The following is a 16,580-nucleotide window of genomic DNA, read 5'->3' as shown; positions in this document are numbered from 1 at the left end:
GGGGCAAAATCACAAGCCAGCGGCGTTCAGACACGCAGGCGTCACCTGACACACCGCTTTCGCTGCCGTCGTAACCTCCGGCGTCTCCCACGAGCTCTTTCGGCGTTACATGACACTCAATTCCTGAACTGTCGGCTCAACCCGGGTGGCACGCCGCTGGAATCGGTTTCCTGCCAAGGGCCGCTCGGCGAGGTGGACCAGGTCCAGCCGTTGTTCCAGCGGTAGTAGGTGCGTTGGCGGTAGAAGGTGTTGGGCACGTTATCCAGCACGTGCACGCCCAGCCTGGCATCCCAATGGCTGTTGCCACCGGGCGGCGGAGCGAAGTTGGCGGAGGTTTTCGGGCCGGACGGGATCGGCGTCGAGGGCGGGGTCTGAGGTGTGGTGCGTGGGGTTCCTGGCTGGGGCGTTGGCGACGGACTCGATGAGCCGCGAGGAATCGTCGGGATCGGTTCGGAACTCTGCGGCCCGGGGCGCTGGACCGCACAGGCGGCGCTCAACGCCACCACCACACTCAACAAGGCAAATCGTGCGACGCGATACATAGGATTCTCTACTGTGTCTGGGCCGCACGATCAGGAAGAGCGGAACGCTACTGATCGGGGCTGTCGATGGTCAGGGCCTGTCGCGCCGTGACGTTGCTGGGCAACGGCTGGCTGCGACCGATCCACTCTCCGGAAGTGGGCTGGCCTGCGCGGGATACCCGAGCAACGAGTTGGACTTCCGGTAAGTTCGACAGTTTCAGTTGCGGCATCATCGCGTCAGCGTCGGTCAATTCCACCTCGACGGGCAGATCGGCCACGGTCACGCGCTTCACCGCCAACGGCGCGGGCGGACCTGACACCGCGCGGGCAAACACGAACACCGTGTCACCGGGCTGGACCTTGGCCTTAAGGTCGTCGGACAGCGTCACGCGGACCTTCAAATGCGCACCCGGCGCGGCGATCAGCGTGGCGTCCTGCACTTGGCCGCCACTCTGTACGACCTTCTCGGCGGCGCGGGCGATACCCCCTTCCAGCGCCGGACGCGACGGGTCGTTCGGCGGCAATACCGCGAGCAACCGTTTCCAGTAATCCACGGCGTCCTGGAAGTGCTGGCTTTCGAAAGCGTTGATCCCCTTGAGACCGAGGCTGGTGACTTCCTTGGGGTCAGTTTTCAGTGCTTCATCCGCCAGGGCTTGAATCTGCGGGGTCCAGGCTTTGTTGTCGGCGAAATACAACGCCTGCGCCCACTGCCCCAGCAATTCCGGCTGACGCCCCGCCAACGCAACGGCGCGCTCGAACATGTTCGCCGCATCGGCGGGCCGGTCCTGGGACATGTAGGTGCGGGCGAGGAAGTAGAGGCTTTCTGCCGAGTCGGGCTGAGCCTTCACTGCACGCTCCAGCCGGTCGGTCATCTGCGCCAGCGAGGTCGGCGGCTGGGCGAATTCGCGGGTCAGTTCGACCTTGTCGCTGGCGCCGAAGTGCAGATAGAGCCCCAGCGCCACCAACGGCACCAGCACCGCCGCCAACAAAGGCAGCGGCGTACCTAAGCGCGACACACGCTCTGCAGAGGCGCCTTCAGTGTCGGCCAGCAACTCGCGCGCCGCCTCGGCACGGCCAGTGTCCATTTGCGCGGCGGACAACACGCCCTCGGCCTGTTGCGCGTGCAGTTCAGCCACGCGTTCCTGATACAGCGCGACGTTAAGGGCGGTGCGGTCTTCTTCCCGCTGTGCGCGACGGCCGCGCAGCAACGGGATCAACAGGAAACCCAAGGCCACCAGCAACAGCAGGCCAGCGGCGAGCCAGAAATCGATCATTCGTGTTTTTTATCCAACAGGTGGGCGAGGCGCTGACGCTCCTCGTCGGAAAGCACATCGGCGTCTTCGGCACGCTGACCGCGACGACGCACAACGATCACGCCAATCAGCACCGCACCGCCCAGCAGCAGACCGGCAGGACCAAACCAGAGCAACCAGGTGTGGGCGTTGAGTTCGGGCTTGTAACGCACGAATTCGCCGTAGCGGTCGACCATGAAGTCGATGATCTGCTGATTGCTCTGGCCTTCGCCGAGCATGCGGTAAATCTCTTTGCGCAAGTCGGCGGCGATGGGCGCGTTGGAATCGGCGATGTCCTGGTTCTGGCATTTCGGGCACCGCAACTCGCGGGTCAGCTCGGAGTAACGCGCCCGCTCGGCGTCGTCCTTGAAGGTATAAGCGTCGATGGCGGCGTGGGCAGTGCCCGCGAAACCCAGTGCGCATATCGCAGCGGCGAGCAGCCGTCGCCCCCTGGCACTGCATGGCCGATCACGGTTCAAACCTGTAGGAGCGAATTTATTCGCGAGGCGGCCGTACATCCGACCGAGGTGCGTTGCCCGAACCACCGATTCGCGAATGAATTCGCTCCCACAGAGGAATTCTCGGCGCGCCTGAGCCATCGCGGAGTGCCCACGATTCAAACCTGTGGGAGCGAATTCATTCGCGAGGCGTCCGTACATCCGACCGAGGTGCGTTGCCCGAACCACCGATTCGAGAATGAATTCGCTCCCCCTGAAGAGTCCTCGACGAGCCTGGGCCATCGCGGAGTGCCCACAGGTCGAGAGGCGGTGGAGAAAGCTCATTGTTTGCCCTCGTCCACCAGCCCCTGATACAACCCGGCCAGTTTCTCGCGCCAGACGGTTTCGTCGATCACGCCGACGTGCTTGTAGCGAATGATGCCCTTCCGGTCGATCAGGAAGGTTTCCGGGGCGCCGTAGACGCCCAGATTCAAACCCAGACTGCCGGCTTCGTCATTGATGTTCAGCTGGTACGGGTCATGAAACTCGCTGAGCCACTTCAAGGCGTCGGCGTTGACGTCCTTGTAATTGACGCCGTAGATCACCACGCCCTGCTGCGCCAGTTTGGTCAGCACCGGGTGCTCGACCCGGCAGGCGATGCACCAAGTGCCCCAGACATTGACCAGCGCCGGTTTGCCTAGCAGGTTGGCGCGGGTCAGCGGTTTCCCGTCTTGCACCGCAGGCAGCGCGAATTCCGGGAACGGTTTATCGATCAACGCCGACGGCAGCTCGGACGGGTCCAGGTACAGCCCGCGATACAGAACCACCGCCATGCCGAGAAACAGTACCAGCGGAATCAACAACACCCAACGCTTCATACCGCAGCTCCCGACAGACCCAACGCGTCCCGCACTTTCGCCCGCACCTTGACCCGGTAGCGCTTGTCCAGCGCCGCCAGCAAACCGCCGAGTGCGGTGATCAGCCCACCGAACCAGATCCAGCGCACGAAGGGTTTGACGTGCACCCGCACCGCCCACGCGCCGTTGTCCAGCGGTTCTCCCAGCGCCACGTATAGATCGCGGCTGAAACCGCCGTCGATACCGGCCTCGGTCATCATCGAACGTTGCACGGTGTACAGGCGTTTTTCCGGGTACAACGCCGTTACTTCCTTGCCGTCTTGCAGCACGCGAATCGTGCCTTCGTCCGAGGTGAAGTTCGGGCCTTGAACGTGTCTGGCGCCTTCGAATACAAAGGTGTAGCCGCCCAGCTCGACCGAATCGCCGGGGGCCATGCGCAGGTCCCGTTCGGCGCTGTTCTGGCTGGACAGCACCACGCCCAGCGCTACCACGGCGATGCCGAAGTGCGCCAGCTGCATGCCCCAGTAACTGCGGGTCAGCGCGCCTGCGCCCTTGATCAGGCCTTTGTGCCGGGTTTTGTCGAGCAAATCGCGCACGCCGGCCAGCAAGACCCACGCCGCCAACATCACGGTGGCGAGCACCGCCCAGTGGAAATCGGCCATCGCGAAACCGGCGATGACCGCCAGCACTGCACTGCCCACCAATACCGGCGCCAGCATGCTCATCAGCCATTTCACCGGGGTGTCTTTCCAGCGCACCAGCACGCCGACCGCCATCACCACCATCAACAGCCCCATCAACGGCACGAACAGCGCGTTGAAGTACGGCGGGCCCACGGACATCTTCGCCCCGCTCATGGCGTCAAGCACCAGCGGGTACAGCGTGCCGAGCAGAATCATCGACGCGGCCACGACCAGAACGAGGTTATTGCCCAGCAGCAGGGTTTCCCGCGACCACAGGCCGAAGCCGACGTGGCTTTTCACCACCGGCGCGCGGATGGCAAACAGCGTTAGCGAACCGCCCACCACCATCAACAGGAAGATCAGAATGAATACGCCACGGGCCGGGTCGGACGCAAACGCGTGGACCGAGGTCAGCACCCCGGAGCGCACGAGGAAGGTGCCGAGCAGGCTCAGGGAAAACGCTGCGATGGCCAGCAACACGGTCCAACTCTTGAACACGCCGCGTTTTTCAGTGACCGCCAGCGAGTGAATCAGCGCAGTGCCCACCAACCACGGCATGAACGAGGCGTTTTCCACCGGGTCCCAGAACCACCAGCCGCCCCAACCCAGTTCGTAATAGGCCCACCAGGAGCCGAGGGTGATGCCGATGCCGAGGAAGGCCCAGGCGACGATGGTCCACGGGCGCGACCAACGAGCCCACGCCGCGTCGAGGCGACCGCCAAGCAACGCGGCGATGGCGAAGGCGAAGGCCACCGAAAACCCGACGTAGCCCATGTAGAGCATCGGCGGGTGAATGATCAGGCCGGGGTCTTGCAGCAGCGGGTTGAGGTCGCGACCGTCCTGGGGAATCTGCGGCAGGATGCGGCTGAACGGGTTGGAGGTGAGGATCAGAAACAGCAAAAAGCCAATGCTGATCATGCCCATCACCGCCAGCACCCGCGCCAGCATCACCTGCGGCAACTGCCGGGAAAACACCGACACCGCAAAGGTCCAGCCCCCGAGAATCAAGGCCCACAGCAGCAACGAGCCTTCGTGGGCGCCCCACACCGCGCTGAATTTGTAGTACCACGGCAAGGCGCTGTTGGAGTTTTCGGCGACGTAGCCCACCGAAAAATCGTCGACCATGAACGAATAGCTCAGGCAACCGAACGCGAACAACAGAAACGCAAATTGCCCCCACGCCGCCGGTTGCGCCAGGCCCATCCACACGCGGTCGCCGCGCCACGCGCCGTACAGCGGCACGACGGCCTGCACGGCAGCGAAGCACAGGGCCAGGATCATGGCCAGATGGCCGAGTTCGGGAATCATGGTTTACCCCTGTTTGGCGGGTGTGTAGGACGCGCCCGCCGGTGCGTTCGGTGCAGATTGACCGCTGTCTTTCAACGCCTTGGTGACTTCCGGCGGCATGTATTTCTCGTCGTGTTTGGCCAGCACTTCATCGGCGACCACCACGCCATCGGCATTGAGTTTGCCCAGCGCGACGATGCCCTGCCCTTCGCGGAACAGGTCGGGAAGAATGCCACGGTAGGTAATGGTCACCGACTTGTTGAAATCGGTGACCACAAAGGTCACGTCCAGCGAATCGGCGGAACGTTGCAATGATCCTTTCTCCACCATGCCACCTGCGCGAATCCGCGTGCCGTGAGGCGCCTCGCCACTGGCGATCTGAGTCGGGGTGTAGAACAGATTGATGTTATCTTGCAGGGCGCTGAGCGCCAGGCTAACCGCGATGCCAACCCCGGCGAGAATCGCCACGATGATCAACAGTCGCTTTTTTCGCAGCGGATTCACGTGTTGCTCTCCCGGCGTAAACGGCGCGCCTCTTGTTGCAGGTAACGCCGACGCGCCAATAACGGTGACGCGACGTTGATCGCCAACACGGCCAGACAAATGCCATAGGCGGTCCAGACATACAGACCGTGTTTGCCCATGGCCAGAAAATCGCTGAAGGAATCGAAGCTCATTGACCGCCCCCCTTGCGCAGATTCTGGCCGAGGGCTTTCACCACTTCTTCCTTCACCCATGCGGCACGGGACTCACGCTTGAGCACCTCCAGACGCATGCGCACCAGCAACACGGCGCCGAAGAAGCAATAGAAGCCCAGCGCGGTGAACAGCAGCGGCAGCCACATTTCGGCAGGCATCGCCGGTTTTTCAGTGAGGCTGAAGGTCGCGCCCTGGTGCAGCGTGCTCCACCACTCCACCGAATATTTGATGATCGGAATGTTCACCACGCCAACGATAGCGAGCACCGCGCAGGCCTTCGCTGCGCTCTCGCGGTTGGTGATGGCGTTGCGCAACGCGATCAGGCCGAAATACAGAAACAGCAGGATCAGCATCGAGGTCAGCCGCGCGTCCCAGACCCACCACGCGCCCCAGGTCGGTTTGCCCCAGATGGCCCCGGTCAACAGCGCCACGGCGGTCATCCAGGCGCCGATGGGTGCCGCGCATTGCAGTGCAACGTCGGCCATCTTCATTTTCCACACCAGCCCGACCACACCGCAGACCGCCAGCATCACGTAGCAGGACTGCGCCAGCATCGCCGACGGCACGTGGATGTAGAGGATGCGGAAGCTGTTGCCCTGCTGATAGTCGGGCGGCGCGAAGGCCAGGCCCCAGACCACGCCAATGCCGATCAGCAACGCGGCGGCGATGCTCAGCCACGGCAGCAGACGGCCGCTGATGCCATAGAACCACTTAGGCGAACCGAGCTTGTGGAACCACGCCCAACTGATGCCGCTTTTAGCCTTGGCGCTTGTGTTCATCACGCTGCCTTTTCATCACGCTGCTTCTCATCAATGCGGTCATTAAAATGCGTTTCATCACGGGCATTGCATCTTCAGGCGCCTCTTTTAACCGAAGCACTCTTTTTCGAACATTAACAATTCAGGTCCGGACCACAAAAAAAAGCTGTCCGGTCGATCAGGTTCTGATTATTCGCCAACACTGATTTTCAAGCCAGCGGCAATTGCAAAAGGTGTCAGGGTTATCGCGAGCGCCGTCAGGCTGCCAAGCCAAAGCAGATAGCCGGTCGCTGCCATGCCCTGAAGTGCTGCCTGCAAGGCGCCGCTGCCCAGAATCAGCACCGGGATGTACAACGGCAGAATCAGCAGCGCCAGCAGCAGGCCGCCACGCTTGAGACCGACGGTCAGTGCCGCGCCCACCGCGCCCAGTAGGCTCAACACCGGCGTGCCCAGTAACAATGACAATAGCAACACCGGCAGGCACTCACCCGGAAGGCCGAGCATCAGGGCCAGCACCGGCGCCAGCAACACGAGTGCCAGCCCGGAAAAAGCCCAGTGTGCCATCACCTTTGCCAACACCAGAAGCGCCAAGGGGTGCGGCGAAAGGACCCACTGCTCAAGCGAGCCGTCCTCGAAATCGCTGCGGAACAACCCGTCCAGCGACAGCAGCACCGCGAGCAGCGCCGCGACCCAGACCAAGCCAGGGGAAATCGTCCTCAAGAGCTGCGATTCCGGCCCCACCGCCAGCGGAAACAGCGCAATGACAATGGCGAAAAACACCAGCGGGTTGAGCAGTTCGGCGGGACGGCGAAACAACAGGCGGGCTTCGCGGGCGATCAGCAGGGTGAACACGTGGCTCATGGCGCCCACTCTCCCAGATTCAGGTCGCGATAACCGGTCGGCGTGTGGTTCAAGGTGTGGTGGGTGGTCAGCACCACGACGCCGCCCTGTTCACAGTGATCAGCGAGATGGGCCTCCAGTTGCGCCACGCCCTGCTTGTCCAGCGCGGTGAACGGCTCGTCGAGCATCCACAGGCCAGGGCCTGGCAGGTACAAACGGGCCAGTGCCACCCGGCGCTTTTGTCCGGCAGACAGCGTGTGACACGGCACATCTTCAAAACCCCGCAGTCCAACCGCTTCAAGGGCGTGCCAAAGGGCGTCGGTGTCGGCGCTCTGATGCAGGGCGCACAACCAGGTGAGGTTTTCGACCGGGGTGAGTAAGTCCTTGATTCCGGCGGCGTGGCCGATCCACAGCAGGTGCTGCGCGAGTTCGTGACGTTGCCGGACAAGGGGTTGGCCGCCGAGCAGCACTTCACCGGCCGTGGGCTGCATGAGGCCGCTGAGCAGGCGCAACAGGCTGGTCTTGCCGCTGCCGTTGGGGCCGCTGATCTGCACCATGTCACCCGCCGTCAGGCGCAGGTCGAAATGCTCGAACAGCAGCCGCCAGTCGCGCTCGCAGGCCAGGGCCACGGCTTCAAGAACAGGGATCGACATGAGGTCCTTCTTTTCGGATGACAGGGGCGCGCGGCGGTTCAAGTCGGGGTCGGCGCGGCCGTTATACTGGTGGCAGCCTGACGGGCCACCGAAGACATCGGGGCAGGATTATGCCAGTTCATGCGCACATTTACCGAGTTGGAATTCAATGACAGGCGATATACCCAATCTATCCCCCGTCGCCGCCGCGACCGCTCTACTGCGCGCTGGCGTGCCACCGGGCGAAGTGCTCAAGCTCATGGAGCCGCGAGAAGGCCTGCTCAATTCCGGTCAGGTGGCCAATGCCGAGGTGGTCAGCCTCAAACAGCTGGGACAGGATTTCCAGTTGCTGCTCAAACTGACCATGGACAACGGCCGCCAGACTACCCTCCCCGTCAGTAGCAGCCTGCCGTTGACGCCGGGCACCACAGTGAACGTCGCGCAAGGTTCGGCGGACACGCTGACCATCAGCGTGCAAGACCTGCAGAAAGCCATCACCAACAGCCTGACCAGCCTCGACACGCGCCAACTGCCCCCCGGCACCCTGCTACAAGGCAAGGTACTGACCACGCAGGTGATGGCCGATAACGTGGCGCAACTGACGGGGCAATCCACTGGCAGCGCGGTGACTCAACCCGCCACGTACCGCTCCATCGTGATGCTGCTCAACACCGCACTCGCGGGCACCAGCCTGACCCTCGACAGCCCGCAACCCTTGCGCGTGGGCAGCCTGCTCAGCGCTCAGGTGCAAAACAGTCAGGCGCTGAATTTCATCGCCATGCCCAACCGGCTCGACGAACTGGCGCTGGCGCAGCAACTGTCGACCCAACAAAGCCGTCAAGGCTCGCTGCAAAGCCTGCTCACCGCGTTGCAGAATCTGCCGCCACCGACTTCAGACGCCAGCGCGGCCGACGATCTGTCGCCGCAGCTGCGCGCCAGCATCACTCAGTTGCTCGACGACCTGCCCGACCTGCCACAGATGACCACCGTCAAAGGGGTCGCTCAGGCGCTGAGCGCCAGCGGGCTGTTCATGGAGTCGCGCTTGCTGGCCGGGCAGGACCCGACGCTGGTCCCGGACATGAAGGCCAACCTGCTGAGGGTCATCGCGCAAATCCTGCCGGGGCTGCCGGGCAATGTCAGTTACAACGACGCAGCCGCCGCCAACACCCTCGCCCGCCTCATGCCCAACGTGATCCGCAATGCCTTGGGTACGCTGGGGCTGGTCGCTGCTCCGAAGGTGCCGACCAACTTCCCATTACCGTCGCGCACGCTGGCCAACGCGGAGAACAACGACGACCTGGAAACGCTGCTCAAGCTTGCGGCCGGTGCGATTTCCCGCCTGCAAAGCCACCAACTGGGCGGCCTCGAACAGACACGGATGAACGCCGACGGCACGCAAGTGACCACCTGGCAGCTGGAAATCCCCATGCGCAATGCTCACGACATCGTGCCGTTGCAGGTCAAGGTTCAACGCGAGGACACGCCTGATCGCGAGGAGACTCCCGAGACCGCCACGCAAGAGGTCAAGGCAAAAGAGAAACTGTGGCGGGTGGACCTGGCGTTTGATCTGGAACCGCTCGGGCCATTGCAGGTTCAGGCGCAACTGGTGGCGGGCAGCCTCTCCAGCCAGATGTGGGCCGAGCGCGAAGGCGCGGCGGAACTGATCTCCGGCGAACTCGACAGCCTGCGCGCAAGGCTGGTGGCCTGTGGCCTGAACGTGAAAGAACTGGCGTGCAACCGGGGCGTTCCCGCCCAAGGCAGCCGCACCGTGCTCGAACAACGCTGGATCGACGAGAACGCCTGATGAACACGCCCGACCAAGCTCCCCGTCAGGCCATCGCCCTGAGCTACGACGGCCACCAGGCCCCGACCCTCACCGCCAAAGGCGACGACGCCCTCGCCGAAGCCATCCTCGCCATCGCCCGGGAATACAAAGTCCCGATCTACGAAAACGCCGAACTGGTCAAAATGCTCGCCCGAATGGAACTGGGCGACAGCATTCCTCAGGAGCTTTACCTGACGATTGCCGAAATCATTGCGTTTGCCTGGCGATTGAAAGGGAAATTTCCGGAAGGGTTCGACCCCGATCCGCAGCCGGTGGAGCGGGATATCACACCGCGTTGATCGAGGCTGTGTGCACGCCCGGGATCTACTGTAGGAGCGAATTTATTCGCGAAAAACGGATCTGGCGATGGAGATGTGTTGGCTGTACCGGCCTCTCGCGAATGAATTCGCTCCTACAGGGGGATTGGGGCATGACAAGGAGTGTGTGCACGCCCGGGATCTACTGTGGGAGCGAATTTATTCGCGAAAGAAGTACAGTCGATGGAGATGTGTCGGCTGTACCGACCATTCGTCGGAGTGCCGCCCAGAATGAATTCGCTCCCACAGGTTGATTGAGGCTCGGCAGAAGAGTTTGCGCGCATGCGAAGAGCGTTAGCTCCAGCCCGAGTCGCTGTTGCTCTTCACACACGCCAGTCCAGACACCGCAGAACGCGACTTGGGTGCAGGCCGAGCGCAGGCGGCGCGGAGTGGGTCGAGCGGCATGGATGCCGCGAGAGCGCCGCAAGGACATGGATGTCCGTTCGGCGCGGGCCCACGGAGCGTCGCCGGAGTGAGGGAACCCGAGGAACGAGGGCCAAGCCAGGAGCAGGGCCTTTTTGGTTACTTTTTCGGCTCTTGGAAAAAGTGACCCGCCGTAAGGGCGGAACCGTAATCAGCCGTTACCGAAGAAATGGATATTCACCCGACTAGCAGCAACACCCTAAACCGGCAAAAATCACCCATTCCCGTGCAACTTACTCATCAACTGCGCCTCAGCCTGAGTCAACCCGCAGGACTGAGTCAGCTCATCCACACTTGCCCCCATACTCACCAGGCGCGCCGCCTGAGCGAAAGACAGCGTCGAAGGATCGCGCTGCTCCAGCGCCGTCACCTTGTCCGGCAACGGCGAGACCATCGAACGCAAATCCTGCAAATCCTCGCCCATCTTCACCGTACCACTCTGGTAATTCTCCAGACGGCGGGCCAATTCACGGATACGCTGGTCCCGCAGCGAGTCAGCTTCGAGCTGCTGCGTGGCCAGCGTGCGCAGGCGTTTGGTGTGGGCCATGAACATCGCAACGGACGCGACCCACAACACCGCCAGAAAAATGACCGCAACCTCAAGAATCAATCAGATGTTCTCCAGCTCGGACCACTCTTCCTCGGACATCATCTTGTCCAGCTCCACGAGGATCAGCAGCTCGCCGTTTTTGTTGCAAACACCCTGGATGAACTTGGCAGATTCGTCGTTGCCCACGTTCGGCGCGGTTTCGACTTCCGACTGACGCAGGTACACCACTTCCGCCACGCTATCGACCAGAATCCCGACCACTTGCTTGTCGGCCTCGATGATCACGATACGCGTGTTGTCGCTGACTTCAACCGGCGGCAGACCAAAGCGCTGGCGGGTGTCGATCACGGTTACGACGTTACCGCGCAGGTTGATGATGCCCAGCACGTAGCTCGGCGCACCCGGCACTGGCGCAATCTCGGTGTAGCGCAGCACTTCCTGAACCTGCATCACGTTGATGCCATACGTTTCGTTGTCCAGGCGGAAGGTGACCCATTGCAGGATCGGATCTTCGGAACCCTGTGCTGACGACTTCTTCATACCCCTAACCCCTTGCGTGTTGTGCTCTTCAGGCGACGCACTCGCGCCGCCCTGTGTTTATTGGAAGATGCTTTTAAATACAGCTATTTGCGTGTCTGCATCTGCTTGACCGCGCCGCTGGCGATCAGCTCGGCCAGTTCGGACACGTCCAGCAGCGCGCACATGTGCTCGATCACCGTCCCGGCCAGCCACGGACGTTGACCCCGATGGGTGCGCCATTTGATTTCGTCAGGCTCCAGGCGCAGCGAACGGCTGACCTGATGCACCGCCAATCCCCATTCGTACCCTTGAACCGAAATCACGTACTGCAAACCCTGGCGGAAATCGTCGCGGTAGCGGTCCGGCATGATCCAGCGCGCCGTATCCAGCACTTTCAGGTTGCCCGCCTGGCTAGGCAGGATGCCGAGAAACCAGTCCGGCTGGCCGAACAACGGTGTCAGGTCATGCCCGGCCAAGGGATAGATCGACCCCAGGCACACCAGCGGCACCGCCAGCGTCAGGCCCGCGACGTCGAACAGCAGGCATTCGAACGGCTCGGCAGCCCAGTCCGGACGGTCATCGGCGGTCGGCGGAGGTGTCGGTGTGCGCTGCGATGGCAGATGCACTTCGGCAACCGGCTCGACCACGGCCACCGTCGGTTCGACAGTGGGCTCGGAAATAACCGGCTCGACCACCGGCACGACCATCGGCGGTGCGATGACCGGCGGCAATATCACCGGACGCTCCATCACCCGGGCGGCGATCGGCTCGGCAACCGGACGCGCCGCAGGCTGGGCATGCGGCGCAGGCTGGCTGATCGGCGTCGCAGGACGCACAGGCACCGCCGCCGCGACCGCTTCAGCGACCGCCGAACGCATGCGCGCGTCGTGGGCCTGCTCTTCGAGCACGGCCGCTTGAAATTCATCGATGCCGTCGCCGACGTCCAGCTCTTCGGTGGCGTCCTGCAACAACGCATCGAGGTAGTTTTGCAGCGCCAGCTGTGGCCGGGATGCGATGTCCAGAGGGCGGTTCATACAGGAGCCCGAAAATAAGTGATGCGATTACCGCCTGTCTTTTTTATCGGCTGCACTGCAGGCCGACTTGAGCGCGCAGGCGCAAGGCGTGTGAATAAACGATCAGCGGACACTTCAGGCCACCTGCCCGACAAGCTGCTCGGTGAGCATGTGTTTGAGCAACGTGCAGTACGCCAGCACGCCCCGGCTCTTGTTGTCGAACTGCGAGGGCGTCACCCCGGCCCGGCTGGCATCGCGCAAACGGGTATCCACAGGAATGTAGGCTTTCCAGACGTGTTCCGGGTAGCTGTCGCGCAGCAGTTTGAGGGTGCCCATCGACGCTTGGGTGCGACGGTCGAACAGGGTCGGAACGATGGTGTACGGCAGCGGCACTTTGCGCGAGCGGTTGATCATCGCCAGCGTGTTGACCATGCGCTCCAGGCCCTTGACCGCCAGAAACTCGGTCTGCACCGGGATTGCCAATTGCTGACTCGCGGCCAGCGCATTGACCATCAACACGCCCAGCAACGGCGGGCTGTCGATGATCGCGTAATCGAAATCCTGCCACAGCTGCGCGAGGCTCTTGGCGATCACCAGACCCAGGCCGCTCTGCCCCGGCGATTGGCGCTCAAGGGTGGCGAGCGCAGTGCTCGACGGCAGCAGGGAAATGCGTTTGTCGCTGGTGGGCAGCAGCAGTTGGCCTGGCAGGCCTTCCGGCACCGCGCCCTTGTGCAAGAACAGGTCGAAGCTGCTGTGTTCCAGCGCATCAGGGTCGTGGCCGAAATAGCTGGTCATCGAGCCATGAGGGTCCAGGTCGACGACGACCACGCGCTTGCCCGCCTCAGCCAGCAATCCGGCTAAAGCGATGGAGGTGGTGGTCTTCCCGACCCCGCCTTTCTGATTGGCTACTGCCCAGACTCTCATGTGTTCGCGTTCCCCCCAGCCATCACAACCATGACCGAGACCGATTCAAGGGGCAGGTGACGAAGATTTGACGCCTTGCGGCGGCTTGGCGGGTGCCGGTGCAGTTTGTGTGCCAGCACGCCGCAGCGCCGCATCGGGTTTCGCATTGGCGGCGGTGCCGGAGCCGGTCAGGCTGCGACGTACGTCCAGATTGCGCGAGATCACCAGCACCACACGGCGGTTGCGGGCACGTCCGTCGGCGGTGGCGTTGGAGGTCAGCGGCTGGAATTCGCCGTAACCCACCGAGGCCATACGCACCGGGTTGATCCCGTCCATGGCCAGCATGCGGACGATGCTCGACGCCCGCGCCGACGACAGCTCCCAATTGCTCGGGTACTGCGACGAGTTGATGGGCTGGTTGTCGGTGAAGCCTTCAACGTGGATCGGGTTGTCAAACGGCTTGATGATTTTGGCCACTTTGTCGATCAGGTCGAAGGCCTGATTGCTGGGCAAGGCGTCGCCACTGCCGAACAGCAGGCTGGAATTGAGTTCGATCTCGATCCACAGCTCGTTGCCGCGCACGGTCATCTGATTGGAGGCGATCAAATCACCAAACGCCGCGTTGACGTCATCGGCAATCGACTTGAGCGGGTCCTGGGCGCCCTGCCCCAGCGCCGCGTCGGTCTGCTCGCTGTCTTGCACCAGCGGGTCGGCCGGGCGCACGGTCTGGGGTTTCTGCTCGCCAATGGGGATCGGCTTGACGCTGCGCTCGGCTTCGTTGAACACCCCGACCAGTGCCTCGGACAGCACTTTGTACTTGCCCTCGTTCAGCGACGAGATCGAGTACATGACCACGAAAAACGCGAACAGCAAGGTGATGAAGTCCGCGTAGGACACCAGCCAGCGTTCGTGGTTTTCGTGCTCTTCGTGGTGGCGACGTCGACGGGCCATCAGTCCATCACTCCATGAAGCCTTGCAGCTTCAATTCAATCGAGCGCGGGTTCTCGCCTTCGGCAATCGACAGCAGGCCTTCAAGCAGCATTTCGCGGTAACGGGACTGACGAATCGCCACGGCCTTGAGCTTGTTCGCCACCGGCAAAAGAATCAGGTTGGCCGACGCCACACCATAAATGGTCGCGACGAAGGCCACGGCAATGCCGCTGCCCAACTGGTTCGGATCGGCCAGGTTGCCCATCACATGGATCAGGCCCATGACCGCACCAATGATGCCCACGGTCGGCGCGTAGCCGCCCATGCTTTCAAAGACTTTGGCGGCCTGAATGTCGCGGCTTTCCTGGGTCAGAAAGTCCACTTCCAGAATGCTGCGGATGGCTTCGGGTTCGACCCCGTCCACCAGCAATTGCAGGCCCTTGCGTGAATAGGCATCCGGCTCGGTGTCGGCCACGGTTTCCAGGCCCAGCAGGCCTTCCTTGCGTGCGGTCAGGCTCCAGGACACGACGCGGTCGATGCCCCCGGCAAGGTCGATGCGTGGCGGAAACAGAATCCAGATGAAGATCTGAATCGCCCGTTTGAAGGCGCTCATCGGTGTCTGCAACAGGCACGCTGCCAGCGTGCCGCCGAGGACGATCAGCGCCGCCGGGCCATTGAGCAAGGCGCCGAGATGACCGCCTTCGAGGAAGTTGCCGCCAATGATCGCGACGAACGCCAGAATGATCCCTATGAGCGTCAAGACATCCATCAGAGACACGCCTCGACCAGGTGACGCCCGATGTCATCCAGGCTGTAGACCGCGTCGGCGAGATCGGCTTTGACGATGGCCATCGGCATGCCGTAAATCACGCAGCTGGCTTCGTCCTGGGCCCAGATGTGGCTCCCGCCCTGCTTGAGCAGACGCGCGCCTTCACGGCCATCGGCGCCCATGCCGGTGAGCACCACCGCCAGCACTTTGTCGCCGTAGGATTTGGCCGCCGAACCGAAGGTGATGTCTACGCACGGTTTGTAATTCAGACGCTCGTCGCCCGGCAGGATTTTCACCGCGCCACGGCCATCGACCATCATCTGCTTGCCGCCAGGGGCCAGCAGCGCCAGTCCCGGACGCAGGATGTCGCCGTCCTCGGCTTCCTTGACGCTGATGCGGCACAGCTTGTCCAGCCGTTCGGCGAAGGCTTTGGTGAAGGCGGCGGGCATGTGCTGGATCAGCACGATGGGGGCCGGAAAGTTCGCGGGCAATTGCGTCAGCACACGTTGCAGCGCCACAGGCCCGCCCGTCGATGTACCGATGGCAACCAGTTTGTAGGCCTTGCGCTTGGGCGCGGGCGACGTCGGCGCATGAGCCGCAGGCGCACGGGTCGGTGCGGGGGCTGGCGCAGGTCGGGTCGTCGCACCGGGCGTCGGGGCCGGACTGCGCAGCGAACCGGTGGACGGCGCTGGCGCAGTAGGGGCAGGCGATGGCGCAACGGGCGCACTGCTGTAACCGCTAAAACGACGGTTGCTGCGGGAAATGGTATGCACCTTTTCGCACAGCATTTGTTTGACCTTCTCGGGGTTGCGCGAGATGTCTTCGAAATTCTTGGGCAGGTAATCGACCGCACCGGCATCCAGCGCATCCAGGGTCACCCGGGCGCCTTCGTGGGTCAGCGAGGAGAACATCAACACCGGTGTCGGGCAACGCTGCATGATGTGACGGACGGCAGTAATGCCATCCATCATCGGCATTTCGTAGTCCATGGTGATCACATCGGGCTTCAGGGCCAGGGCCTGCTCGATCGCTTCCTTGCCGTTGGTGGCGGTGCCGACCACTTGAATCGTTGTGTCAGAGGAAAGAATTTCCGAGACGCGCCGGCGGAAAAAACCGGAATCGTCTACCACCAGAACCTTGACTGCCATAAACACTCCGTAGGGCCTGCCCCCTCAGGGGCCATCCCGTTTCATCAACCTCTGATCCACCCGTCTTTCATGGATGGATAACGAACCTGTGGGAGCGAATGTATTCGCGAAGCGGCGGGACAGACCCTACAGAGGTGTCGCCTGACCGATTTTCGCGAATGAATTCGCCCACACGAGG

The 16,580-nt window shown here is 62.6% G+C and carries 19 protein-coding genes; 2 read left to right on the top strand and 17 right to left on the bottom strand.

Annotation, left to right across the window (positions count from 1 at the left end):
* Positions 1–116: 116 nt before the first annotated feature.
* From ACIQAL_RS28155 to ccmA, 10 genes are all read right to left on the bottom strand, one after another.
* Positions 117–542: a hypothetical protein gene (locus ACIQAL_RS28155; protein WP_401151224.1), complete on the bottom strand. Its 426-nt coding sequence runs from the start codon at positions 540–542 to the stop codon at positions 117–119.
* 47 nt (positions 543–589) lie between these two features.
* Positions 590–1,795 (bottom strand): c-type cytochrome biogenesis protein CcmI, encoded by a 1,206-nt coding sequence (ccmI, locus tag ACIQAL_RS28150; RefSeq protein WP_401151221.1) that lies wholly within the window; start codon positions 1,793–1,795, stop codon positions 590–592.
* On the bottom strand, positions 1,792–2,253 hold the full coding sequence (locus tag ACIQAL_RS28145) for a cytochrome c-type biogenesis protein (protein WP_401151387.1): 462 nt from the start codon (positions 2,251–2,253) through the stop codon (positions 1,792–1,794). The genes ccmI and ACIQAL_RS28145 overlap by 4 nt, the downstream gene beginning before the upstream one ends.
* 338 nt (positions 2,254–2,591) lie before the next feature.
* The gene (locus ACIQAL_RS28140) at positions 2,592–3,128 is read right to left on the bottom strand and encodes a DsbE family thiol:disulfide interchange protein (protein ID WP_341958940.1); all 537 of its coding nucleotides are present in this window, start codon (positions 3,126–3,128) and stop codon (positions 2,592–2,594) included.
* On the bottom strand, positions 3,125–5,098 hold the full coding sequence (locus ACIQAL_RS28135; protein ID WP_401151219.1) for a heme lyase CcmF/NrfE family subunit: 1,974 nt from the start codon (positions 5,096–5,098) through the stop codon (positions 3,125–3,127). The genes ACIQAL_RS28140 and ACIQAL_RS28135 overlap by 4 nt, the downstream gene beginning before the upstream one ends.
* Before the next feature lie 3 nt (positions 5,099–5,101).
* On the bottom strand, positions 5,102–5,581 hold the full coding sequence (gene ccmE / locus ACIQAL_RS28130) for a cytochrome c maturation protein CcmE (RefSeq protein WP_401151217.1): 480 nt from the start codon (positions 5,579–5,581) through the stop codon (positions 5,102–5,104).
* Positions 5,578–5,754: a heme exporter protein CcmD gene (gene ccmD / locus ACIQAL_RS28125; protein ID WP_401151214.1), complete on the bottom strand. Its 177-nt coding sequence runs from the start codon at positions 5,752–5,754 to the stop codon at positions 5,578–5,580. The genes ccmE and ccmD overlap by 4 nt, the downstream gene beginning before the upstream one ends.
* Positions 5,751–6,554 carry a heme ABC transporter permease gene (locus ACIQAL_RS28120; RefSeq protein ID WP_401151212.1) on the bottom strand — a complete coding sequence of 268 codons (804 nt, stop codon included), beginning with the start codon at positions 6,552–6,554 and terminating at the stop codon, positions 5,751–5,753. Before ACIQAL_RS28120 ends, ccmD begins: the two co-directional genes overlap by 4 nt.
* 168 nt (positions 6,555–6,722) lie before the next feature.
* Positions 6,723–7,394 carry a heme exporter protein CcmB gene (gene ccmB, locus ACIQAL_RS28115; RefSeq protein ID WP_401151210.1) on the bottom strand — a complete coding sequence of 224 codons (672 nt, stop codon included), beginning with the start codon at positions 7,392–7,394 and terminating at the stop codon, positions 6,723–6,725.
* Complete coding sequence (gene ccmA, locus ACIQAL_RS28110) at positions 7,391–8,026, bottom strand: cytochrome c biogenesis heme-transporting ATPase CcmA (RefSeq protein ID WP_401151207.1); 636 nt, start codon at positions 8,024–8,026, stop codon at positions 7,391–7,393. The genes ccmB and ccmA overlap by 4 nt, the downstream gene beginning before the upstream one ends.
* A 148-nt stretch (positions 8,027–8,174) precedes the next feature.
* On the opposite strand from ccmA, the gene ACIQAL_RS28105 reads away from it, so the two are divergent.
* Both ACIQAL_RS28105 and ACIQAL_RS28100 read left to right on the top strand, forming a co-directional pair.
* Positions 8,175–9,809 carry a flagellar hook-length control protein FliK gene (locus ACIQAL_RS28105; protein ID WP_401151204.1) on the top strand — a complete coding sequence of 545 codons (1,635 nt, stop codon included), beginning with the start codon at positions 8,175–8,177 and terminating at the stop codon, positions 9,807–9,809.
* Entirely contained in the window at positions 9,809–10,129 is a 321-nt protein-coding gene (locus ACIQAL_RS28100) for an EscU/YscU/HrcU family type III secretion system export apparatus switch protein (RefSeq protein ID WP_401151201.1), read from the top strand. Before ACIQAL_RS28105 ends, ACIQAL_RS28100 begins: the two co-directional genes overlap by 1 nt.
* 655 nt (positions 10,130–10,784) lie before the next feature.
* Here the strand turns inward: ACIQAL_RS28100 and ACIQAL_RS28095 are convergent.
* The 7 genes from ACIQAL_RS28095 to ACIQAL_RS28065 all read right to left on the bottom strand — a co-directional run bounded on the left by ACIQAL_RS28095 (position 10,785) and on the right by ACIQAL_RS28065 (position 16,402).
* Positions 10,785–11,180 carry a DUF2802 domain-containing protein gene (locus tag ACIQAL_RS28095; protein ID WP_401151198.1) on the bottom strand — a complete coding sequence of 132 codons (396 nt, stop codon included), beginning with the start codon at positions 11,178–11,180 and terminating at the stop codon, positions 10,785–10,787.
* The gene (locus ACIQAL_RS28090) at positions 11,181–11,660 is read right to left on the bottom strand and encodes a chemotaxis protein CheW (protein WP_062385949.1); all 480 of its coding nucleotides are present in this window, start codon (positions 11,658–11,660) and stop codon (positions 11,181–11,183) included. It lies immediately after the preceding gene.
* An 83-nt stretch (positions 11,661–11,743) separates the two neighbouring features.
* The gene (locus tag ACIQAL_RS28085; protein WP_401151195.1) at positions 11,744–12,673 is read right to left on the bottom strand and encodes a CheW domain-containing protein; all 930 of its coding nucleotides are present in this window, start codon (positions 12,671–12,673) and stop codon (positions 11,744–11,746) included.
* Between the two features lie 114 nt (positions 12,674–12,787).
* A complete protein-coding gene (locus tag ACIQAL_RS28080; RefSeq protein WP_401151193.1) occupies positions 12,788–13,576 on the bottom strand; it encodes a ParA family protein in 789 nt (262 codons plus the stop codon).
* Positions 13,577–13,621: 45 nt separating this feature from the next.
* On the bottom strand, positions 13,622–14,506 hold the full coding sequence (gene motD / locus ACIQAL_RS28075) for a flagellar motor protein MotD (protein WP_166598670.1): 885 nt from the start codon (positions 14,504–14,506) through the stop codon (positions 13,622–13,624).
* Between the two features lie 7 nt (positions 14,507–14,513).
* Positions 14,514–15,254: a flagellar motor protein gene (locus ACIQAL_RS28070; protein ID WP_341958952.1), complete on the bottom strand. Its 741-nt coding sequence runs from the start codon at positions 15,252–15,254 to the stop codon at positions 14,514–14,516.
* The gene (locus ACIQAL_RS28065) at positions 15,254–16,402 is read right to left on the bottom strand and encodes a chemotaxis response regulator protein-glutamate methylesterase (RefSeq protein WP_341958953.1); all 1,149 of its coding nucleotides are present in this window, start codon (positions 16,400–16,402) and stop codon (positions 15,254–15,256) included. Before ACIQAL_RS28065 ends, ACIQAL_RS28070 begins: the two co-directional genes overlap by 1 nt.
* Between the last annotated feature and the right edge of the window lie 178 nt (positions 16,403–16,580).

The sequence above is a fragment of the Pseudomonas sp. NPDC088368 genome (assembly GCF_044753445.1).
Classification (GTDB): Bacteria; Pseudomonadota; Gammaproteobacteria; order Pseudomonadales; family Pseudomonadaceae; genus Aquipseudomonas; species Aquipseudomonas bambusae.
The sequence above is the reverse complement of the archived record's forward strand: the minus strand, read 5'-3'. Positions and strand labels throughout refer to the sequence as shown.

Excerpts from the sequence above, each read along its gene's own strand:
- ACIQAL_RS28155 (WP_401151224.1), bottom strand. The coding sequence starts at position 542 with ATGTATCGCGTCGCACGATTTGCCTTGTTGAGTGTGGTGGTGGCGTTG.
- ccmI (WP_401151221.1), bottom strand. The coding sequence starts at position 1,795 with ATGATCGATTTCTGGCTCGCCGCTGGCCTGCTGTTGCTGGTGGCCTTG.
- ACIQAL_RS28140 (WP_341958940.1), bottom strand. The coding sequence starts at position 3,128 with ATGAAGCGTTGGGTGTTGTTGATTCCGCTGGTACTGTTTCTCGGCATG.
- ACIQAL_RS28135 (WP_401151219.1), bottom strand. The coding sequence starts at position 5,098 with ATGATTCCCGAACTCGGCCATCTGGCCATGATCCTGGCCCTGTGCTTC.
- ccmD (WP_401151214.1), bottom strand. The coding sequence starts at position 5,754 with ATGAGCTTCGATTCCTTCAGCGATTTTCTGGCCATGGGCAAACACGGT.
- ACIQAL_RS28120 (WP_401151212.1), bottom strand. The coding sequence starts at position 6,554 with ATGAACACAAGCGCCAAGGCTAAAAGCGGCATCAGTTGGGCGTGGTTC.
- ccmB (WP_401151210.1), bottom strand. The coding sequence starts at position 7,394 with ATGAGCCACGTGTTCACCCTGCTGATCGCCCGCGAAGCCCGCCTGTTG.
- ccmA (WP_401151207.1), bottom strand. The coding sequence starts at position 8,026 with ATGTCGATCCCTGTTCTTGAAGCCGTGGCCCTGGCCTGCGAGCGCGAC.
- ACIQAL_RS28105 (WP_401151204.1), top strand. The coding sequence starts at position 8,175 with ATGACAGGCGATATACCCAATCTATCCCCCGTCGCCGCCGCGACCGCT.
- ACIQAL_RS28100 (WP_401151201.1), top strand. The coding sequence starts at position 9,809 with ATGAACACGCCCGACCAAGCTCCCCGTCAGGCCATCGCCCTGAGCTAC.
- ACIQAL_RS28090 (WP_062385949.1), bottom strand. The coding sequence starts at position 11,660 with ATGAAGAAGTCGTCAGCACAGGGTTCCGAAGATCCGATCCTGCAATGG.
- ACIQAL_RS28085 (WP_401151195.1), bottom strand. The coding sequence starts at position 12,673 with ATGAACCGCCCTCTGGACATCGCATCCCGGCCACAGCTGGCGCTGCAA.
- ACIQAL_RS28080 (WP_401151193.1), bottom strand. The coding sequence starts at position 13,576 with ATGAGAGTCTGGGCAGTAGCCAATCAGAAAGGCGGGGTCGGGAAGACC.
- motD (WP_166598670.1), bottom strand. The coding sequence starts at position 14,506 with ATGGCCCGTCGACGTCGCCACCACGAAGAGCACGAAAACCACGAACGC.
- ACIQAL_RS28070 (WP_341958952.1), bottom strand. The coding sequence starts at position 15,254 with ATGGATGTCTTGACGCTCATAGGGATCATTCTGGCGTTCGTCGCGATC.
- ACIQAL_RS28065 (WP_341958953.1), bottom strand. The coding sequence starts at position 16,402 with ATGGCAGTCAAGGTTCTGGTGGTAGACGATTCCGGTTTTTTCCGCCGG.